Source organism: Methylobacterium sp. Ger2507, assembly GCF_055231875.1.
Genome location: NZ_JBUYVC010000001.1, coordinates 4,051,288 through 4,069,192 on the forward strand (window position 1 = coordinate 4,051,288; position 17,905 = coordinate 4,069,192).

General features: G+C 67.7%; 15 protein-coding genes. 7 read left to right on the plus strand and 8 right to left on the minus strand.

From position 1 onward, the window contains the following. The first annotated feature begins 141 nt into the window (after window positions 1–141). Together ACV7NL_RS18650 and ACV7NL_RS18655 are read left to right on the plus strand one after the other, a co-directional pair. Complete coding sequence (locus ACV7NL_RS18650; protein WP_463356462.1) at window positions 142–1,026, plus strand: YihY/virulence factor BrkB family protein; 885 nt, start codon at window positions 142–144, stop codon at window positions 1,024–1,026. 127 nt (window positions 1,027–1,153) lie between these two features. Continuing rightward, window positions 1,154–1,978 carry a transglutaminase-like domain-containing protein gene (locus ACV7NL_RS18655; protein WP_463356463.1) on the plus strand — a complete coding sequence of 275 codons (825 nt, stop codon included), beginning with the start codon at window positions 1,154–1,156 and terminating at the stop codon, window positions 1,976–1,978. A gap of 163 nt (window positions 1,979–2,141) precedes the next feature. Here the strand turns inward: ACV7NL_RS18655 and ACV7NL_RS18660 are convergent, their stop codons facing one another. Further along, complete coding sequence (locus ACV7NL_RS18660) at window positions 2,142–3,917, minus strand: glucan ABC transporter ATP-binding protein/ permease (RefSeq protein WP_056184033.1); 1,776 nt, start codon at window positions 3,915–3,917, stop codon at window positions 2,142–2,144. A gap of 247 nt (window positions 3,918–4,164) precedes the next feature. Here ACV7NL_RS18660 and ACV7NL_RS18665 point away from each other — a divergent pair, with 247 nt between their 5' ends. The 3 genes from ACV7NL_RS18665 to ACV7NL_RS18675 all read left to right on the plus strand — a co-directional run bounded on the left by ACV7NL_RS18665 (window position 4,165) and on the right by ACV7NL_RS18675 (window position 7,858). Further along, window positions 4,165–4,938 (plus strand): motility protein A, encoded by a 774-nt coding sequence (locus ACV7NL_RS18665; RefSeq protein ID WP_056184035.1) that lies wholly within the window; start codon window positions 4,165–4,167, stop codon window positions 4,936–4,938. Between the two features lie 61 nt (window positions 4,939–4,999). Continuing rightward, window positions 5,000–5,833: an OmpA/MotB family protein gene (locus ACV7NL_RS18670; RefSeq protein ID WP_056482287.1), complete on the plus strand. Its 834-nt coding sequence runs from the start codon at window positions 5,000–5,002 to the stop codon at window positions 5,831–5,833. Window positions 5,834–6,169: 336 nt separating this feature from the next. Then, entirely contained in the window at window positions 6,170–7,858 is a 1,689-nt protein-coding gene (locus tag ACV7NL_RS18675) for a methyl-accepting chemotaxis protein (RefSeq protein ID WP_463357166.1), read from the plus strand. Window positions 7,859–7,982: 124 nt separating this feature from the next. Here ACV7NL_RS18675 and ACV7NL_RS18680 read toward each other — a convergent pair whose 3' ends face one another. Both ACV7NL_RS18680 and ACV7NL_RS18685 read right to left on the minus strand, forming a co-directional pair. Next, window positions 7,983–8,480, minus strand: a complete 498-nt coding sequence (locus ACV7NL_RS18680) for a CAP domain-containing protein (protein WP_463357167.1) — start codon at window positions 8,478–8,480, stop codon at window positions 7,983–7,985. A 31-nt stretch (window positions 8,481–8,511) separates the two neighbouring features. After that, window positions 8,512–11,199, minus strand: coding sequence for a DUF3772 domain-containing protein (locus ACV7NL_RS18685; RefSeq protein WP_463357168.1), 2,688 nt, complete (start codon window positions 11,197–11,199; stop codon window positions 8,512–8,514). Window positions 11,200–11,798: 599 nt separating this feature from the next. Here ACV7NL_RS18685 and ACV7NL_RS18690 point away from each other — a divergent pair. Further along, on the plus strand, window positions 11,799–12,347 hold the full coding sequence (locus tag ACV7NL_RS18690; protein ID WP_056184046.1) for an HNH endonuclease: 549 nt from the start codon (window positions 11,799–11,801) through the stop codon (window positions 12,345–12,347). Window positions 12,348–12,353: 6 nt separating this feature from the next. Here the strand turns inward: ACV7NL_RS18690 and ACV7NL_RS18695 are convergent, their stop codons facing one another. The 4 genes from ACV7NL_RS18695 to ACV7NL_RS18710 all read right to left on the minus strand — a co-directional run bounded on the left by ACV7NL_RS18695 (window position 12,354) and on the right by ACV7NL_RS18710 (window position 15,843). Further along, window positions 12,354–12,617 carry a hypothetical protein gene (locus tag ACV7NL_RS18695; RefSeq protein ID WP_156633979.1) on the minus strand — a complete coding sequence of 88 codons (264 nt, stop codon included), beginning with the start codon at window positions 12,615–12,617 and terminating at the stop codon, window positions 12,354–12,356. Between the two features lie 80 nt (window positions 12,618–12,697). Beyond that, complete coding sequence (locus ACV7NL_RS18700) at window positions 12,698–13,621, minus strand: outer membrane protein (RefSeq protein ID WP_056482277.1); 924 nt, start codon at window positions 13,619–13,621, stop codon at window positions 12,698–12,700. A gap of 202 nt (window positions 13,622–13,823) precedes the next feature. Further along, window positions 13,824–14,678, minus strand: a complete 855-nt coding sequence (locus ACV7NL_RS18705) for an outer membrane protein (RefSeq protein WP_056184052.1) — start codon at window positions 14,676–14,678, stop codon at window positions 13,824–13,826. Window positions 14,679–14,961: 283 nt separating this feature from the next. Beyond that, complete coding sequence (locus ACV7NL_RS18710; RefSeq protein ID WP_463356464.1) at window positions 14,962–15,843, minus strand: outer membrane protein; 882 nt, start codon at window positions 15,841–15,843, stop codon at window positions 14,962–14,964. Window positions 15,844–16,061: 218 nt separating this feature from the next. On the opposite strand from ACV7NL_RS18710, the gene ACV7NL_RS18715 reads away from it, so the two are divergent. Then, window positions 16,062–16,388: an MmcQ/YjbR family DNA-binding protein gene (locus ACV7NL_RS18715; protein ID WP_082503832.1), complete on the plus strand. Its 327-nt coding sequence runs from the start codon at window positions 16,062–16,064 to the stop codon at window positions 16,386–16,388. Between the two features lie 30 nt (window positions 16,389–16,418). Here ACV7NL_RS18715 and glmM read toward each other — a convergent pair whose 3' ends face one another. Next, complete coding sequence (gene glmM / locus ACV7NL_RS18720) at window positions 16,419–17,762, minus strand: phosphoglucosamine mutase (protein WP_463356465.1); 1,344 nt, start codon at window positions 17,760–17,762, stop codon at window positions 16,419–16,421. Between the last annotated feature and the right edge of the window lie 143 nt (window positions 17,763–17,905).

Genomic DNA, 17,905 nt, shown 5'->3' on the forward strand with positions numbered 1-17,905 from the left:
ATCACAGTGCCCCCGGGATTTCAAGCCGGTTCCGCGCGGGGTCGGCCCGCGGCCCGTTGCGCAATGGGGTCCCGTTGCGTTTAGAAGACAGCCCGCCGCTTGGCGCCCCATCCTGATCGCTCGAGGACGAACCCCCGCCCCGTGAGTCGCATCCGCAAGCTTTTCGAGATCGCGAACGTCGCCGCGCAACGCTTCGTCGCCCATGACGGCTGGGCCATCGCCAGCCATATCGCGCTCTCGACTCTCACCGCCCTGTTTCCGTTCCTGATTCTGCTCGGCGCCCTGGCCGGCCTGTTCGGCACGAAGTCCCTCGCCGATGGGGCGAGCGACCTCATCTTCGATGCGTGGCCGCGCGCCGTCGCCAATCCCATCGCGGGCGAGGTGCACCGGGTGCTCACCGAGCAGCGCGGCGGGGTGCTGACCCTCGGCGCCCTGCTGGCACTGTACTTTTCGTCCTCGGGGGTCGAGAGCCTGCGGGTCGGGCTCAACCGCGCCTACGGCCTGCGCGAGGTCCGCCCGTGGTGGCTTACCCGCCTGGAATCGATCGGCTACGTCGTGTGCGGCGCCTTCGCCATGCTGGCCTTCGCGCTCCTCGTCGTGCTGGGCCCGCTGATCTGGCGCAAGGTGATCAACGTGGCGCCGGGACTGGAGCCCTTGAGCCTGACGGTGGCGATCGGCCGTATCGGCATCACCGCCTTCCTGCTCCTCACCGTGCTGGTGATCGCCCACAAGTTCGTGGCCGCGGGGCGCCGCTCGGTGCTGGCCGTGGTGCCGGGCATCGCCGTCACGCTGTTGCTCTGGTTCCTCGCCGGCCTCGGCTTCGGCTATTATCTCGATCGCTTCTCCAACGCCTACGCTTCCACCTACGGGGGGCTCGCCACCGCGATGGTGTTCCTCGTCTTCCTGTACTGGCTCGCCGCGATGTTCCTGTTCGGCGGCGAGATCAATGGCACCGTCATTGCAGCGCGGCGGGTGCGGCTCCAGGCGCGGATGCAGGAGAAGCAGGCCCGGGCCAGAGGGCTCTGACCCGGCTGCTTCATCTGCGCGCAGGGCGTGCGATGACATCCGCCTGTGACCTCGGCGGCCTAGTGTCCCCGGCCGGGCGCGGGCAGTGAGGGCTGAGCGGCGCGGCGGCGAGCCCGGGGGAGTTTCGATGCGGATCAGGTTCGGTTGCGAGATGGGCTATGATTTCCCACAGCCGACCCCCGTCATCGCCCGCCTGAATTCTTATCCGATCAAGGGCCTGGCGGCGGTGCCGCCGGACGTGCTCACCCTCGATCCGCCCCTTCCGGTGCGCCCCTTCCGCGACGTCTTCGGCAACCGCACGGTGCGCTTCGTGGCTCCGGCCGGCGCCGTAACCCTGAGCGTTCACGCCGAGATCGACGAAGACGGCGCCCTCGACCCGGTGGTCGCCGATGCGGCCGAGCATGCGGTCGAGGATCTGCCGGAGGAGGCTTTGCCCTTCCTGGTGGCGAGCCGATACTGCGAATCCGACCTGCTCTCCGACGAGGCCTGGAACCTGTTCGGCCATCTCGAGCCCGGCTGGTCGCGGGTTCAGGCGATCTGCGACTACGTCCACGGCCACATCACCTTCGGCTACGGCTACGCCCATGTCGACCGTACCGCCGCCGATGCCTTCGCCAGCCAGCGCGGCGTGTGCCGCGATTACGCACACCTGTTCGTCGCCTTCTGCCGGGCGCTCAACATCCCGACCCGCTACTGCACCGGCTATCTCAGCTTCATCGGCGAGCCCGAACCGCATGGGCCCGGCGACTTCGCCGCCTGGACCGAGGTGTATCTCGGGGGGGCCTGGCACGTGTTCGACCCGCGCAACAATGCACCCCGCCGCGGTCGCATCCTGGTGGCGCGTGGCCGGGACGCGGCGGACGTTCCGCTGACCCACACATTCGGCTCGAACCGCCTGACGCAGTTCCGGGTCTGGGCCGAGGACGCGCGGACGTCGGTCCCGTCGGACTGATCCCCCGCGCTCTCCGTCCTGACAAACTGGCCTCGGCGCCCTCCCCTGCGCGGGCTGCGTGTCCGCGCCACCCGACCCCGGCACGAAGACGCCCTCCCCCGAGGGTCGGGAGAAGGCGTCAGTCGGTGGGCCTACGGCGCGCTGGCGTCAAATGCGCCGGGGGTCAGGCTGCCAGCGCCATCCCGTCCGGTTCCTGCGCCGCCATGAACTGTGCCCGGGCGAGATCGGCGAAGCGGCCGTTCTGGGCGACGAGGTCGTCGAAGGTGCCGGATTCCACGATCCGGCCCTCGTGGAAGACGAGGATGCGGTCGGCGTTGCGGATGGTGGCCAGCCGGTGAGCGATGACGAAGGTGGTGCGGCCCTCCATCACGGCCTCCAGAGCGCCCTGGAGCTTGCGCTCGGTGGTTGCATCGAGGGCGGAGGTCGCTTCGTCGAGGATCAGCACCGGCGGGTTCTTGAGCAGGGCGCGGGCGATCGACAGGCGCTGGCGCTCGCCACCGGAGAGCGAGCGGCCGCGCTCGCCGATCACCGTGTCGAGGCCGTCCGCCTGGCGGGCCATGAACTCGGTGGCCTGGGCCCGCTCGAGGGCGTCGAGCATCTCGGCATCGGTGGCGTTCGGCCGGCCGACCTGAAGGTTCTCGCGGATGGAGCGGGCGAACAGCATCGGCTCCTGGAACACCACGCCGATGTTGTGGCGCAGGCTGGACAGGCCGATGTCGCGAATGTCGGTGCCATCGATGCGGATGGCCCCATGGTCGGGATCGAAGGCGCGGTGCAGGAGGCCGAGGGTGGTCGACTTGCCCGAGCCGGTGGTGCCCACGAGGGCGATGGTCTGGCCAGCCTGCGCGGTGAAGGAGACATCCTCCAGGGCCTTGCGGCGGGCCGTGTAGGAGAAACCGACGCTATCGAAGGCGACCTCGCCGTCGAAGCGCGCGACCTGCTGGGCGCCGGGACGGTCGTGAACGGCCGGGGTGGTGTCGAGGATCTCGAAGAACTCGTCGATCTTGGGCATCTGCTGGAACAGGCCGTTGATGCAGGTGGCGACCTGATCGAGGCGCGAAACCAGCATGGTGGCCAGGCTCATGAAGGCCACGACCTCGCCGACGCTGGCCTGGCCGTGCTGGTGCAGCGCGATGCCGGTGATGAAGATCGCCGTCATGGTCAGGGTCGCGGAGGCGCGGGTGGCGACGTTGGCGAGCGCCCACCAGGACAGGACAGGGATCTGCGCGGCGAGCAGGTTGCGGATGATGTCGTGCATCGCCTCCTTCTCGGCCTTGGCGCGGGTGAAGGACTGGATGACGGCGACGTTGCCCAGGGCGTCCGAGGCGTGCTCGGCGAGGCCCGACTGATAGGCCTCGACCCGGCCCTGCAGGGTCTCGGTGCGGCGCATGACCATCGTGGTCAGGGCGGTGAAGGCGAGCACGAGCACGACCAGGATCGAGCCGAGCTGCCAGTTCACGAACAGGGTCATGGGCAGGAGGACGATCAGCGACACGAAGGCGACGAAGTGGTCGCGGAAGAAGCCGAGCCAGAGCCAGAACATGCCGTTCGAGCCTTCCAGCATCGCCTTCAGGACGCGGCCGGAATGATTGGAGGAATGGAAGGCGAGCGGCAGTTCGAGCACGTGCTCGAAGTAGTTGGCCATGGCGGTGAGGCGGTTGCGGTGAGCCAGCCGGTCCGCGTGCAGGGCGATCGTCACGCCGGCCGCGATCGTGAACAGGCCGAAGCCCACCCAGGCGCCGATCAGGGGCGCCAGCGTGGCGAAGGCGTTGGTGCTGCTCTTGAGATGGGTGAGCTGGTCGATGATGCGGCCCATCAGCAGCGGCTCGGCGAAGGCCGCCACTGCGAGCGCCACGTTGGCGCAGGCCAGGACCGCCGCCAGACGGCGGTCGGCACCCAGGAGACCCATGACCCGTGCGTAAAGACGAACCAACGACATGATACCGTGTGCTCCGATCCCTGACCGGGTTGCGCGAACGCATCCCGGCGGAGGCCGCCAAATCCTTGGCGTGGCGTGCCTTATGTCCGGCGCTCCCTGAACAGTGCATGACGCGATCACACGGTGTTTGGCCAGAGACCGCCGGCGTTTTTACGGTTCGTTCAACCTGAATGCGTAACGGTGGGAGCGGCGCCTCGTCGTGCGGTGCCAACGCGGCATGCGGGCAGCCGCTCAGGCTCGAGTGATCATGGATCTCGCAACCGGTATCGGCCTCGTCGGCGGCTTCGCCGTCGTCTTCATCCTGATCATGATCGACGGCGGCAATTTCGCCGCCTATTTCGACAAGCACGCGGTCATCGTGATCTTCGGCGGCGCCACTGCCGCCACGATGATGCGGTTCCCGTTCTCCACCATGATGCACGGGCTGCCGATGGGCCTGCGCTACGCATTTTCGATGCGCGCCATCAAGCCGCGCGACCTCATCGAGGAGATCACCAAGATCGCCGACGTGGTGCGCAAGTCCGGCCCGATGGCCCTGGAAAACATGGAGATCTCCGACCCCTTCCTGGCCCAGGGTGCGCGCTACATCGCTGACGGCTACGACCGCGAGTTCATCCGCGACACGATGGAGCGCGACCGCGACAACTTCCTCATGCACCTCGACGAGGGCTCGAAGATCTACCGGGCCTTCGGCGACTGCGCCCCGGCCTGGGGCATGATCGGGACGATTCTCGGCATGGTGACGATGTTCGCCAACATGTCGGACCCCTCGAAGCTCGGCCCCGCCATGGCGACCGCGCTGCTCGCCACCCTCTACGGCGCACTAATCGCCAACATGATCACCCTGCCGCTGGCCGACAAGCTGCATGTGAAGCTGGAGGAGGAGGACGTCTCCCGCTCGCTGATCATCGACGGCATCCTGCTCATCCGCGATGCCAAGAGCGCCTCCCTGGTGCGCGAGATGCTGATCGCCTATCTGCCGCACAACCACCGTGACGAACTCGTGGCCGAGCCGGCCTGATGGCGCGGGTTCGCATCGGGCGCAGTATCACGCATGACTAAGAACAAGCGCGGTACCGCTCATGGCTAAGAAGAAGCGCGGCGGCGCGCATGGCGGCCACGGCTGGTTCGTGACCTTCGCCGACCTGATGGCGCTGCTCATGAGCTTCTTCGTCATGATCGCGGCCTATTCGACGCAGGATCAGAAGAAGATGCAGGCGGTGGCCGGCTCCATGCGCGATGCCTTCGGCGTCAATAAGGAATCGCGCTTCGCCGGCATCATTGAGAAGGACGGTCTGGCCCATGCCGACAAGGTGAAGTACCGGCGCGACATCCCGCCGGAGCTCGCCTCCGATCACACCACGCCGCCGGCCGTGGACGGCAACGTCGACGAGGGCATGCCGGACAAGGGCTATCCCGACGGCGCGGGTCTGGCGGCCGCGAGCCTGCGCCAGGCGCTTCAGGACATGCCGGAGGTGGCCGAGCTGTCGAAGAACATTATCGTGGCGCCCTCCCAGCGCGGGGTCGACCTGTCCATCGTCGACCAGGACGGAGCCTCGATGTTTCCCGATGGATCGAGCCGACCGAACGCCCGCACCCGCCGCCTGCTCGAACGCATCGCCGTCACCCTGCGCAAGATGCCGAACCGGATCGCCATCACGGGCTACACCGCCACCGACCGGCCCGGAACGCGCGCCCCCGCCCCGCCCTGGGAACTCTCGGCCAACCGGGCGATCAGCGTGCGCGAGATCCTGGCGGGCAGCGGCGTACCCGACGACCGTTTCGCCTCCGTCGCCGGCAAGGCGGATACCGAGCCGATGTTTCCGGACAACCCCTACCTGCCCGCCAACCGCCGCGTGACCGTGACGCTGATCAGCGAATCGTCTCCTTCGCCGCGGATGAAGCACTTCCCCTGACGGTGGAGGGCGTTTCCGACCGCCGGTCGGATCGCCCCCGATGTCCCGACACCGCGTCCACCGCACAGCCTCGTCCTTCTGGCGCCCCACCCCGCGCATGGCGGCGGCCTGCCGGACGATCACCACCTCCCCCGACCGATCAGCCTACGCCGCGGCCCCGCCGCGAGCGGACGATGCTGTCGCGCTTCTGCATCCTGGGGGCCGAAATTGATAAATGATAGGGAGGCGTAAGACATAGTTATAAAGGATAAGACTAGCTCTTCGACAAGCGGATTTTTTCGCCACAGACGGGAGCAGAAGGCTTTTTGCACCCGCAACGAAGAGACATTCTCAATGTTGTCCCGGCTCATCAACCTCAAGATCGCTGCGAAGATTGGTGCAACCCTTGCTGTTGTTCTGGCGGCTTCCACAACCGTTTCGGTTGTATCGCTCCGAAACCTTTCGGCGATTGAGGAGGCCAACCAATGGACACGCCACACCTACCAAGTGCTGGGCGAGATGAGCCGCCTCACCGGCGCGATGGTCGATCAGGAAACGGGGGTGCGCGGCTATCTCGTCTCCGGCGATGACGCCTTCCTGGCCCCTTACAAGGCGGGCCAAGCCGTCTTCGCCACCTCCCTGGGCGCGGTGCGGCAGCTGACCTCGGACAACGCCCGCCAGCAGGAGCGGCTCCGCGCCGTGGAGGGCTTCGCGCGGCAGTGGCAAGGGGACGTCGCGGAGAAGGAAATCCGCCTCATGGCCGATCCGGCCACGCAGGATGAGGCGCGCCGCGTCGAGGCTTCGGGAGCCGGCAAGGCCTCAATGGACGCTCTGAGAGTCAAGGCGGCCGAGATCGTGGCCGACGAGGCGTCTTTGCTGGAGACCCGCGGGGCCGCCGCCGCCGCCGCGACCCTGGCGTCCCGGCTCGCGAACTGGATCGGGATCGGCGTCATCCTCCTGGTCTCCGCACTCAGCCTGCTGCTGCTGCATCTCGGGATTGCCCGGCCGATACGGGCCATGACCGCCATGATGGCGCGTCTCGCGGCCGGGGACCTGTCGCTTGCGGTTCCGGGGGCCGGGCGCCGCGACGAGGTCGGAGCGATGGCGGCGGCGGTCGGCGTGTTCAAGGACAACCTGATCCGGACCGCCGAGTTGGAACGGCAGGCCGAACTGGCGCGGGCCAGCATCGAGGTCCAGCGCCAGACTGCCATGCGCGAGCTGGCCGATGGGTTCGAGCGCGCCGTGGGCGGCATCGTGGGCGCGGTGGCGGCCTCGGCCACCGAGTTGCAGGCGACCGCCCAGGTCATGAGCACGACGGCGACCGAGACCAGCAATCAGTCGACGAATGTCGCCGCCGCGGCCGAGGAAGCCGCCACCAACGTCACCACGGTGGCGTCGGCCGCGGAGGAACTCGGCTCCTCCGTCGCCGAAATCGGCCGGCAGGTCGACGGCTCGGCCCATCTCGCCAATCAGGCCGCCTCCCAGGCGGCCGAGACCACGATCCTGGTCCAGGCCCTGTCGCGGAGTGCCGCCAAGATTGGGGAGGTCGTCGGTCTGATCTCCAGCATCGCCGGGCAGACCAACCTGCTGGCGCTCAACGCCACCATCGAGGCGGCGCGGGCCGGCGAGGCGGGCCGCGGCTTCGCGGTCGTCGCGACCGAGGTCAAGGAACTGGCGAGCCAGACCGCCCGTGCCACGGACGAGATCGCCCGGCAGATCAACGAGATCCAGGATTCCACCGGCCGCGCCGTAGGCGCCATCGAGGGGATCGCCAACCAGGTCCGCGAGATGAGCGTGGTCGCTACCACCATTGCGGCGGCGGTGGAGCAACAGGGGGCTGCCACCCAGGAGATCGTGCGCAACGTCGCCCAGGCCGCCAGCGGCACGGACGTCGTGACGACCAGCATCACGGGCGTGGCCAATGCGGCCGCCGGGACGGGAGCGGCGGCCGAGCAGGTCCTGGGCGCAGCCTCCGAGTTGTCGCGCCAGAGCGAACATCTCGACGGCGAGATCCAGCGCTTCCTCGCCACCGTCCGGGCCGCCTGACAGCCTGCGGCAGCCGACTGGGCAAGGAGCCAGCCTACGTCACCAGGGATCCAAGCTTGTCGGCTTGGGTTCCTCGGTTGGCAGAACCCGTCAGGCGCACCGGCGGGAGGCTCCTGCCGGAGCGCTATTTCGCCAGCAGCAGCGCCCAGTAGACCTTGTATTTCGAGCCCGGCGCGTAGGCTGTGGCGATGCCCATGCGCTGGGCGGTGGGCGACAGCATCGCGGCGTTGTGCGCGGGGCTATCCCGCCAGCCCGAAAAGGCCTCCGCCAGGGTGTGATAGCCGGCCGACAGGTTGGCCTCAGCCGATTCGAAGCCGAGCCGCTCGACGGCGTTCTTCACGGTCTGCGCCTTGCTCGGCCGATCCGCCATCGCCATGGAGGCGGCCTCCGCCTCCGCCAGTTTCTGCAACTCTGGATCGAGGCGCAGGGCACCCGCACCGCTGCGGGCCCGATAGGCCGAGATCATGTCACGCGCCGTCGCCGTGTCGACCTGCGCCGTCTGGGTGGTCATCGGCCAGTACAGGCTCGGAAGGGTCGCGTTCACGGGCTCCGGGGTGGCGCATCCCGTCAGGAGCCCGATCCCACCGGCGGCGAAGCCGATCCCCAATCCCTTCACCGACATCCGCCTCACCACGACCCGATCTCCCTGACGTTCAGCTTCCCGCGCGCCGGCGCGCCGCCTCGGCCGAGCGCATCGGCTCGGCCTCGTCGAGACGGTCCTCCGCGGCCCGAGCCGGACTCGCCTGCTCGCCGGGCCGCTGCGGCGGCGTGAACGTGCTGGCGATCTGGCCCATGGCGGACTGGAAGGAATCCAGCCCCTGGACCGTAACCACGCTGGAGCCCGGGCCGAGAGCCGGGATCATTCCGGCCCCAGACAAGGTCTGGAAGACTGCAAAGTTCAAATCGTTCTGCACTTTCAGGCTGAGGCTGATGTCGACGATCATCGCGATCAGCTCGAATTCCAGGAACGGGTCGCCGATCTTGCGGAACACCACCCGGGGCGGCGGCTCCTTCAGCACGTCCGGCTGGGCCTGCGCGCAGTTCATCAGCAGTTCCGCCGCCCGGACCGGGTCCTGATTGCGCAGGACGCTGACCGTGATGCTGACCCGGCCGGTCCGGTCGCCGCGCACGCGGTTCTTGACGATGCCCGAAATCAGGTTCGAGTTCGGAACGATCACGGCCGACCGGTCGAAGGTCTGGATCTCGGTGGAGCGCACCGAGATGCGCTTCACGATGCCCTCACTGTCACCGATGAGCACCTGATCGCCGACGCGGATCGGTCGCTCCCACAGCAGCAGAAGGCCGGAGACGAAGTTGTTGACGATCGATTGCAGGCCGAAACCGATACCGACCGAGAGCGCGCCGGCCACGATGGTGAGCTTCTCGAGACTCAGGCCGAGATACGAGAAGGCCAGCGCCAGGGTGAGCAGGAAGCCGACATAGCCGGCGATGGTCGAGATCGAGTTGCGCAGGCCCGCGTCGAGGTCGGTGGCCGGCAGGTAGGTCTGTTCGAGCCAGCGCTGGATCGCCCGCGTCAGTGTCATGCCGAGGATCAGCAGGCCGATCGCCAGCGCGATGGTGGAGAGTGAGATGGTGACGTCACCGACCTTGAAGCCGAAGAAGGCGGTCCGCACCGAACTGAAGACGTCGGTCGAGTCGAGACCCCAGGGGGCGAGCGCCAGCAGGGCCGCGATCAGCACGAGGACCACGCGGGCGAAGCCCGAGGCCAGTACGGCGATCTGGTTGATCGAGCGCTTGCGCAGGCCGGTATTGGCCTGGAGCGCCGTGGCGAACTTGGTGTCGTCGCCGAGCGTCCCGCCGATGAAGGTGTCGGCGCTGGAGGTCAGCAGGAACAGGAGGACCAGCAGGCCCGCCGTCCACACCAGCTGGTCGATGACGAAGGCCGCGAAGGCGACGTAGCCGACGAGGGCGGCGATCGCGATCACCACCGCGGCCGCCCAGCCGAGGAGCCGCGCCGGGCCGCCGATGCCGGTGGTGGCTTCGGGAGCCACGTAGGGACCGAAGCAGGCCTCCTCCTGCTCCGCCGAATCGGCGAAGCGGTGCAGGCCGATGGCGAGGATGAGCGCGGTCGCCAGCGCGCCGATGCCGCGCGTGGCGATCGAGATCGGCAGGGCCGCCGAGAGGCCGGAATTCAGGGCCTCGATCGACTTGACCACCGAGATGACGACGGCGATGCCGACCGCCAGCCGCGTCACCCGCGAGGCGGCCGCATCGCTCATGGTGGCGACGCGCCAGGACGGTTTGCCCGGGGAGAGCAGCCCGTCGGCCAGGGCCTCGACATAGGCCACGAAGGCGAGACCGCCCAGGATGGCGCCGGCCACCGGCAGGAGCCGCAGGGGCAGGAGGTCGGTGGCGTCCAGGGCGTAATAGACCGCGTAGCTGCCGATGATGGCCGGGATGGTTCCGAGCAGAAACACCCGCCAGGCCGCCAGGAGCTTCTTGCGCTGCGACGGGGCGACGGCCTTCGCGTCGCGGCGGCCGAGACGAGGCGCAATGTTGCGGCGCCCGAAATACAGGGCGATCGAGATGCCGAAGGCGACCCCGAGCAGCAGGAGGTTGCCGATGGTGCCGTTGCGGGCGAACAGCGCCACGGTGTCCTCCACCGCGCTCTGGAGCGCCCGCAGGTCGCGCGGGACATCCGCCGCGATCCGCATCCACAGGTCGGGGCTGACCAGGGCGGTCGAACGTTCGAACAGGCCGCGGGTGAAAGCCGCACGCCGGCGGTTGGAGACTTGGTCGATAATCTGATCGGTCTGCACCAGCAGCGAGCGAGCGAGGCGCTGGGTCTCGTCGATCTCGGCGACGGCGTGCTCGCGCTCCGTCCGCTCGCGCGCCACGTCCTCGCCCTCCTCGCCCTCCTTGGGCTTCGGGCCGAGCTGGGTCAGGCGCTCCCGGGCGGCCTCCAGGCGCGGCGTGGTGATATCGATGACGTGGCGGATCTTGTCGGCGATCCCCTCGATGCCTTCGCGGGCACGGGTCAGGTCGCCGCTGCCGACGTTGGGCCCGCTCAGGATCTTTTCGCGTTGTTCCAAATCGGCCTTGGCGGCGTCGAGCTCGGCGCGAACGTTCTGGATCTCTTCGGAGACCGCCGGCTTCGGTACGGCCGGTTTCGGCTTGGCCTCCGCTGGCGCCGCCTTCGGGTCCGCCGGCGCGGGCTTGGTCTCCGCAGGCGCCGCAGCGGGGGCGGGCTTGGCCGGGGCCGTCTGAGTGCCCTGCGCGACCGCACCGATGGGAGCCAGCACGAGGGCCCCGAGCCAGGCGGCGATCACCGCTGCCCTCCGGATGCCCCAGGGTGTCTGGCCTCTCGGGATACCGCCCATGTCGATCCTTTCGCGCCGCGCCAACGCGCGCTCGTGGCCCGCCGTCACGCGCCGCTTCGCCGAGCCGCTGGCAACCCGCAGGGCTCGAATCGCCCCAGCAGGATCTGTGCGAGTCGGGGAGCGGGGAGCGGCCGTGGCCCGCCCCATCGCCGAGCAATGGGGCGAAAGGCTGACGAAGTGGCGGTTTCCGGGCGGAAACCCGGACCTGCGCGTCCGGGTTGTGGGCGCGACGTCGTGGAAAGCCGGAGTGACCTTCACAAGCGTGTCACGCTGATATTAGACTAAGCCCCGATGGACTTGGCCTTTTCGTTCCCGTGCGAGGAGGTGGCGACGCCCATCCGCGCCGATGAGCGTCGCCACGAACCGGGCGTTCCCGCCCGATGCGACGGCTTTTGGCCAACGTCCGGCAAATCTGCCTTCGGCGTGTCACCGCTTCGGCCCCACCAGCCCCATCGCGGACACCCGGTTCCCCCGCTCTTCCGTCGCGCGCCTCGACGCCCCGGATTGCGGAGATGTCTGATCTTTCACCAACCCGGGACGATGCGTCGGCCGATTCCTGCGCGTTGTCCCCTCGTTGACCCGTCGAGAGGGTAGCGCCGATGCTGGATCTCCAAACGCTCGTCCTGAATGCGGATTACCGGCCGCTCTCCTACAATCCGCTGTCCCTGTGGTCCTGGAAGGACGCCTTCACCGCCCTGTTCCTCGACCGGGTCACCCTGGTCGCGAGCTACGATGTCGAGGCGCGGTCCCCATCGCGGTCCCTGCGGGTTCCCAGCGTGGTCGCCCTGAAGAGCTACGTGACCCTGGCGCGCAGTCCCGCCTTCACGCGCTACAACATCTACCTGCGCGACACCTTCTCCTGTCAATATTGCGGTTTGCGCCTGCCCTCCGGGGGCCTGACCTTCGACCATGTGGTGCCGCGCTCGCGGGGCGGCCAGTCGAGCTGGGAGAACGTCGTGGCGGCGTGCTCCCCCTGCAACCTGCGAAAGGCCAACCGCACCCCGGCCGAGGCCGACATGCCGCTCCTGCACGAGCCGCACCGGCCGACGCGGCACGAACTTCACCGCCGCCAGCCGGAATTCGACCACCGGGAGTACCACCACACCTGGCTCGATTACCTCTACTGGGACACCGAGCTGGAAAGCTGAGGCGGTCTATGGGGTGGGGAAGCGCGGCGGCGGCTCGTTGTAGAGCGGAAGCGCCAGGGAGCGCGGCGCGCGAAGGACCGGCGCCAGGACCACGGTCCGAAGCGGCGGCGGCGCGACGTAGGTCGGGTCGCGATAAGCGATGTCGGGCGGAAGCAGCGGGCGCCGATAGGCCGGCCCGGGCTCTCCCCCCGCGAGAGCCATTCCGACGCCCGCGGGCATCGTGAGCACGCTGCCGACGAAGACGCTGCCGGCGAGCACGAGTCGAAGCATGGAGAACATCCCGGCGGGCGCAGGCCAACTGCGGCTGACGATCGAACCGCCAGGATAGGGGCGACTGCTTAACGGTCCCCTCAAAATTTCACCGCGGCACCGGCACGCACGGTGTTGATGGCGACGCGGTTGGCGGCACTCTCCTGGAAGTCGTTAAGCATCACGTACTGGTATTCGGCCCGAAGCAGGATGTTGCTGGTGAGGGCAAATTCGAGGCCGGCGCCGAGGACGAATCCGCCCATGGTCTTGGTCTTGGCGTTGCGCACCCGCCTGGTTGCCGGGATACCGGCTTCAGGGTTGTTCGGATCGAAGCCGCCATTCACGTAACCGAAATCCTTCACGGCAACGGCCTTGGCGCCCACCTGGAGGGCTTGATTGGCTTTGTAGGCGGCCGCGTCGTAGCCATGATACTGAATGGCGACCGATTGATCGACATGAACGCGGCCGATCGCCAGACCACCGGTGATGTAGGGCAGGAAGTTTCCGATCGCGTAGCCGCCACGCGCCCGCAGCGTCCCGTAATCCTCGACGCGTGAGGTGGCCGCCCCGTCGAGGGAGACGCTTTCCATGTAGCCATCGGGACTGAGTTTGAAACGAGCGATGCTGTCGCGCGCCGAAGTGGTCCGATCGAAGCGCGTGTAATCGGCCTCGATACCGATCACCGTCTCTTCGAACTGATAGTTGAAACCGATATACGCGCCGTAGCTGGAACCCTCCGTGGTGCCGGTCCGCGAAGGGAGCAGGGTCGAGGCGCCAAAAAGGCTCTCAGCCGACGAATCCCGCAATTCGTTCAAGATCAACGGAGTGTAGACGTTCTTGAAGCCTGCGGAGGCGGACGTATACCCGCCATGCCCGCCGACATAGATGCCGTTCCAGTCGATGAGCTGGATCTCGGGCTCGTAGTCCGACCCGCGCAGCACGCCGTAATCGAGGTCGGCCCCCTGCGCCGGCGCGATGACCCCGAGGGTGAAGCTGGCCAGGAGCGCGAGGGTTGCGGTACGCATCGATGTCGTCCTAACGGCGCAGCCCGATGGGTGAGAGTGCTGTGCCTGTAGCCTGGTTCTACTTGAGTAACCTTAACGCTCCGTTGCGGTTTGCGAATTGATGTAGTGGAGAGCCGTCCCGTGGCGGGACGGGACTCGGGAGGACGCGGCGGTCCGACGCTCCCCCGAACGAGGTGCGCCGAGAGCCTGCGGGTCCCCTCCCCTACTCGTAGGGATTCCGGCTCCAGCTCGGGACCGCCAGGCCGGGCAGGCGACCGGAGGCGTCGGCGAAGCGGTAGCGCAAGCCGACCCGGACCTCGTGCGAGGCCAGATCCTTCAGGCGCGAATCGTACCCGAAGGCATCGACGCCGGTCTTGGCCCGGCCGAGATCGACGTAGCGGTAGCTGGTGTCGAGGCTGAGGCCATGGCCGATGTCGTAGGAGACGCCACCGGTGAGAGCCCAGGCGAGGGAGGTGACGGACCGGCTCGGCCGGCGCACCGCGTCGCGCGGGCCCGTGCCCGCATTGTTGTCGCAGAATTCGAGGATGCAGGTGGTCTGAGTGTAGGCCTTGGCGAAACGCTTGTCGGCGAAACCGATGCCGCCGCCGATATAGGGCGTCAGGCCCCACCAGGTGCCGAGATCGGCATAGACGTTGACGAGGCCGGTGAGCACGTCGATCTGGCCCGCCTCGACATTGTAGCCGGTCACGAAATTGGACCCGGACGAATAGGCGCTGTAGCGCGCGGATATGCGCTGATCGATCGTGGCGTCGACGCGGAGCCAGTTGCTGATCCGGTAGCCGATGCCGCCGCCGTAACCCGGCACGGTCTCGAGGCTCATGCGCGTCAGGGGAACGATCGGGCTGCCGTCGGCCGGTCGCGGCGTTGCATCGCGCGGCCGGGCGTAGTCGCTGACGGTGGCGTCCACGCGCAGATACCAACCCTCGCCAATCGCTACCGGTGCGATCGGCGGCGGCGGGGGCGGCAGAAGATCGGCGGCCCGTACGGTCGTGGCCCAGCCGGATGCGGAGAGTGCGAGGGCGAGTGCCGTCGCGGTGCGGAATCGGTGTGCGGCCATAACGCCCTCGAACTCACGGTACGCGTGGCAGACCGGGCGCTGGAGACGCGGTGCGGATTGCCGTTCTGGCGATCCTGCACGGGAAGCGTTAGAGAGGACTTAACCCTAACCCTCTGCTGCGAAAAGGTTTTCGTCACCTGAGGATTTCACCCCCATGCGACACAGCAGAACGGCCACGCGAGCGGTCTCCCGCTGTCGTGGCCGTTTTGGATCGGTGCTTGATGAACGTTCAGCGGTCGCGACGACGAGGGCGGCTTGGCGGCTCCCGACTGTCGTTTCCGGATCAGTACTTGCGGATCAGCGGGGCGGGCTCGGGCTGGTACTCGACGACCGCCGGGGCGACGACGCCTCCGAGCAGCCAGCGCATGCCGATCCGGACGTCGTGGGAGGTGATGTCCTTGATCTTGTAGACGGCGCCGCCGCAGCCCGGATCGTTGATGCAGGTCACCGGCTTGGAGCCGACATGGCCGAGGTTCATGTAGCGATAGCCGAGTTCCAGCTTCACGTTCGGGGTGACGCTGTAGCCGAGGCCCGCCATGGCGGCCCACGCGAAGGTGTTGGTGTTCTTGTCCTTGGCGTAGCCGTAGCCACCCGAGGCGGCGCCGAAGCCGGAATCGTTGAATCCGCTCAGGCGGTGAAATGCGGTACCGACGCCGCCGCCGACGAAGGGCGTGACCCCGTACCAGGTGCCGAGATCGATGTAGCCGTTGGCCATCACCACCACCGACGACAGGTTGGCGTTGTAGGCGTTCACGCCTTTGCACGGATAGGCGTTGTCGCCGCCGCAGACGGAGTCGTAGCTGTCCTGGAAGCGGAATTTGCTGCCGCCCCGATATTCGGCCGTGATGTCGCCGTGGAAGTAGCTGCCGAACTGGTAACCGACGCCGCCGCCGGCGAAGTAGCTGTCCTCGACCGACTTCTGATCGTAGCGGTAGCCTGAAGGAAGGCCCTCGCCATGCACCGTCGTCGAGATGGCACCGACATTGGTCGCGCCGACTCCGACATCGCCGCGCAGGTACCAGCCGCCGCCGATCTCGACCGGCGGGGGCAGCGGCTCGGGCGGCAGCGGGGGCAGCAGATCCGCCGCTTGGGCGAGGCAGGGCGCTGCCACGCTCACAATGAGCGTGATCGAGCGCGCCAAGGCAGACAGCTTGGTGCGGCGCATCGGATGTCCTTCAATCGACCGTGTGCCGGAAGCTCAAGACGCCGGCGGGATGACGAGGACACCATGGTGGGGAAGTGTTAAATCGGATTTAACGTTAAATCTTATCCTTGCCGAAGCGTTGACACCGGTTTGGTTGTATTGCGACGGGCACTTGCGAGCATCGTCCAGCAAGAGACATCGCGCTTCACGATGACCAGGGAGACGTCGCGTTCGTGACCATGAAACCCGAGGATGTTCGGCGTCTGGCCCGTGCCCTGCCGGAAGTCGTCGAGGGCGCCCATAGCGGCCATCCCGACTTCCGCGTGTGGGGACGCATCTTCGCGACGCTCTGGGTCGAGGAAGAGCGAGTGGTTCTGCGCCTGTCGCGCGCCCAGCAGGCGGAATGGGTCGAGGCTGAACCCGACCGCTTCGAGGCGATCGAGGGCGCCTGGGGCCGCCGGGGCTGGACCAATCTCAATCTCTGGGAGGCCGATGAGGACGCGCTGCTTGCGGCCCTCCTGGCCGCTTGGCGCGAAGTCGCGCCGGCGGATGAGGACCGGATTTGAGGCCGGGCTTCGATCCCGGTATCGGACCTCTCAGGCCGCCGCCCTGGTCACCGCCTCCACGACCTCGTCGACCACCTCGGAGACGAGGCGCCGGTCGTCGCCCTCGGCCATGACGCGGATCACCGTCTCTGTGCCCGAGGGGCGGATGACGAGGCGCCCCGAATTGCCGAGGCGCTCGCGGGCCTGGGCGATGGCGGTGACCACCGAATCCGCCCGCAGAGGTTCGCCGGAGCGATAGCGCACGTTCTTGAGGATCTGCGGCAACGGCTCGAAGCAGTGGCAGACCTCGCTCACGGGGCGCTCCTGCCGCTTGACGACGCTGAGCAGCTGGAGAGCGGCCACGAGGCCATCTCCGGTGGTCGCGTAGTCTGACATGATGATGTGGCCGGATTGCTCGCCGCCGAGGTTGTAGCCGTGCTCGCGCATGTGCTCGAGCACGTAGCGGTCGCCCACGGCCGTGCGGGCGAGGTTAAGCCCGATCCCGCCAAGGTAACGCTCGAGGCCGAGGTTGGACATGATGGTCGCGACCAGGCCCGGCTGGGTCAGGCGATCGTCCTCCTTCCACGAGCGGGCGACCACCGCCATCAGCTGGTCTCCGTCGACCGATTGGCCCTTCTCGTCGACGATGAGGACACGGTCGGCGTCGCCGTCGAGGGCGATGCCGATATCGGCGCGCAGTTCCCGGACTTTGGCGGAGAGCGCGGCCGGTGCGGTCGATCCGACGTCGCGGTTGATGTTGAAGCCGTCCGGCTCGACACCGATGGCGATGACCTCCGCGCCGAGTTCCCACAGGGTCTCGGGCGCCACGCGGTAGGCCGCGCCATTGGCACAGTCGACCACGATCCTCAGGCCGTCGAGGGTGATGTTGCGCGGCAGCGAACGCTTGGCGAACTCGATGTAGCGGGCATGCACGCTCTCGATGCGCTTGGCGCGTCCGAGATCGCGCGAGCCTGCGAGACGCCTGTGCAACTCGCCGTCGATCAGGGCCTCGATCTCGTGCTCGACGTCGTCGTTGAGCTTGAACCCGTCCGGCCCGAACAGCTTGATGCCGTTATCCTCGAACGGGTTATGCGAGGCCGAGATCATCACCCCGATATCGGCGCGCATGGAGCGGGTCAGCATCGCCACAGCCGGGGTGGGCATCGGCCCGAGCTGGAGCACGTCCATCCCCACAGAGGTGAAGCCGGCGATCAGGGCGGTCTCGATCATGTAGCCCGACAGGCGGGTATCCTTGCCGATCACGACGCGATGACGATGATCGCCGCGCTGAAACACCAGGCCGGCGGCCTGACCGACCTTGAGGGCGAGTTCCGGCGTGATGACGCCGTTGGCGCGGCCCCGGATACCATCCGTGCCGAAATACTTGCGCGCCATGATCTTCGCGTCCCGTTTCTAATCTTGAGTCGAGGAGGCCAGCTCCGTTTCCGGACGCCGTTCTCCCAGCCTCATCGGAGATGATGCGTCAGGATCTATGCACCCGACAGCCTGAAGATCCAGTTGCGGGATCACGGGCGATA

Bases quoted from the DNA above. Each gene is read 5' to 3' on its own strand.
- ACV7NL_RS18655 (WP_463356463.1), top strand. From the start codon at position 1,154: ATGCGGATCAGGTTCGGTTGCGAGATGGGCTATGATTTCCCACAGCCG.
- ACV7NL_RS18660 (WP_056184033.1), bottom strand. From the start codon at position 3,917: ATGTCGTTGGTTCGTCTTTACGCACGGGTCATGGGTCTCCTGGGTGCC.
- ACV7NL_RS18665 (WP_056184035.1), top strand. From the start codon at position 4,165: ATGGATCTCGCAACCGGTATCGGCCTCGTCGGCGGCTTCGCCGTCGTC.
- ACV7NL_RS18670 (WP_056482287.1), top strand. From the start codon at position 5,000: ATGGCTAAGAAGAAGCGCGGCGGCGCGCATGGCGGCCACGGCTGGTTC.
- ACV7NL_RS18680 (WP_463357167.1), bottom strand. From the start codon at position 8,480: ATGTCGGTGAAGGGATTGGGGATCGGCTTCGCCGCCGGTGGGATCGGG.
- ACV7NL_RS18685 (WP_463357168.1), bottom strand. From the start codon at position 11,199: ATGGGCGGTATCCCGAGAGGCCAGACACCCTGGGGCATCCGGAGGGCA.
- ACV7NL_RS18690 (WP_056184046.1), top strand. From the start codon at position 11,799: ATGCTGGATCTCCAAACGCTCGTCCTGAATGCGGATTACCGGCCGCTC.
- ACV7NL_RS18695 (WP_156633979.1), bottom strand. From the start codon at position 12,617: ATGCTTCGACTCGTGCTCGCCGGCAGCGTCTTCGTCGGCAGCGTGCTC.
- ACV7NL_RS18700 (WP_056482277.1), bottom strand. From the start codon at position 13,621: ATGCGTACCGCAACCCTCGCGCTCCTGGCCAGCTTCACCCTCGGGGTC.
- ACV7NL_RS18705 (WP_056184052.1), bottom strand. From the start codon at position 14,678: ATGGCCGCACACCGATTCCGCACCGCGACGGCACTCGCCCTCGCACTC.
- ACV7NL_RS18710 (WP_463356464.1), bottom strand. From the start codon at position 15,843: ATGCGCCGCACCAAGCTGTCTGCCTTGGCGCGCTCGATCACGCTCATT.
- ACV7NL_RS18715 (WP_082503832.1), top strand. From the start codon at position 16,062: ATGAAACCCGAGGATGTTCGGCGTCTGGCCCGTGCCCTGCCGGAAGTC.
- glmM (WP_463356465.1), bottom strand. From the start codon at position 17,762: ATGGCGCGCAAGTATTTCGGCACGGATGGTATCCGGGGCCGCGCCAAC.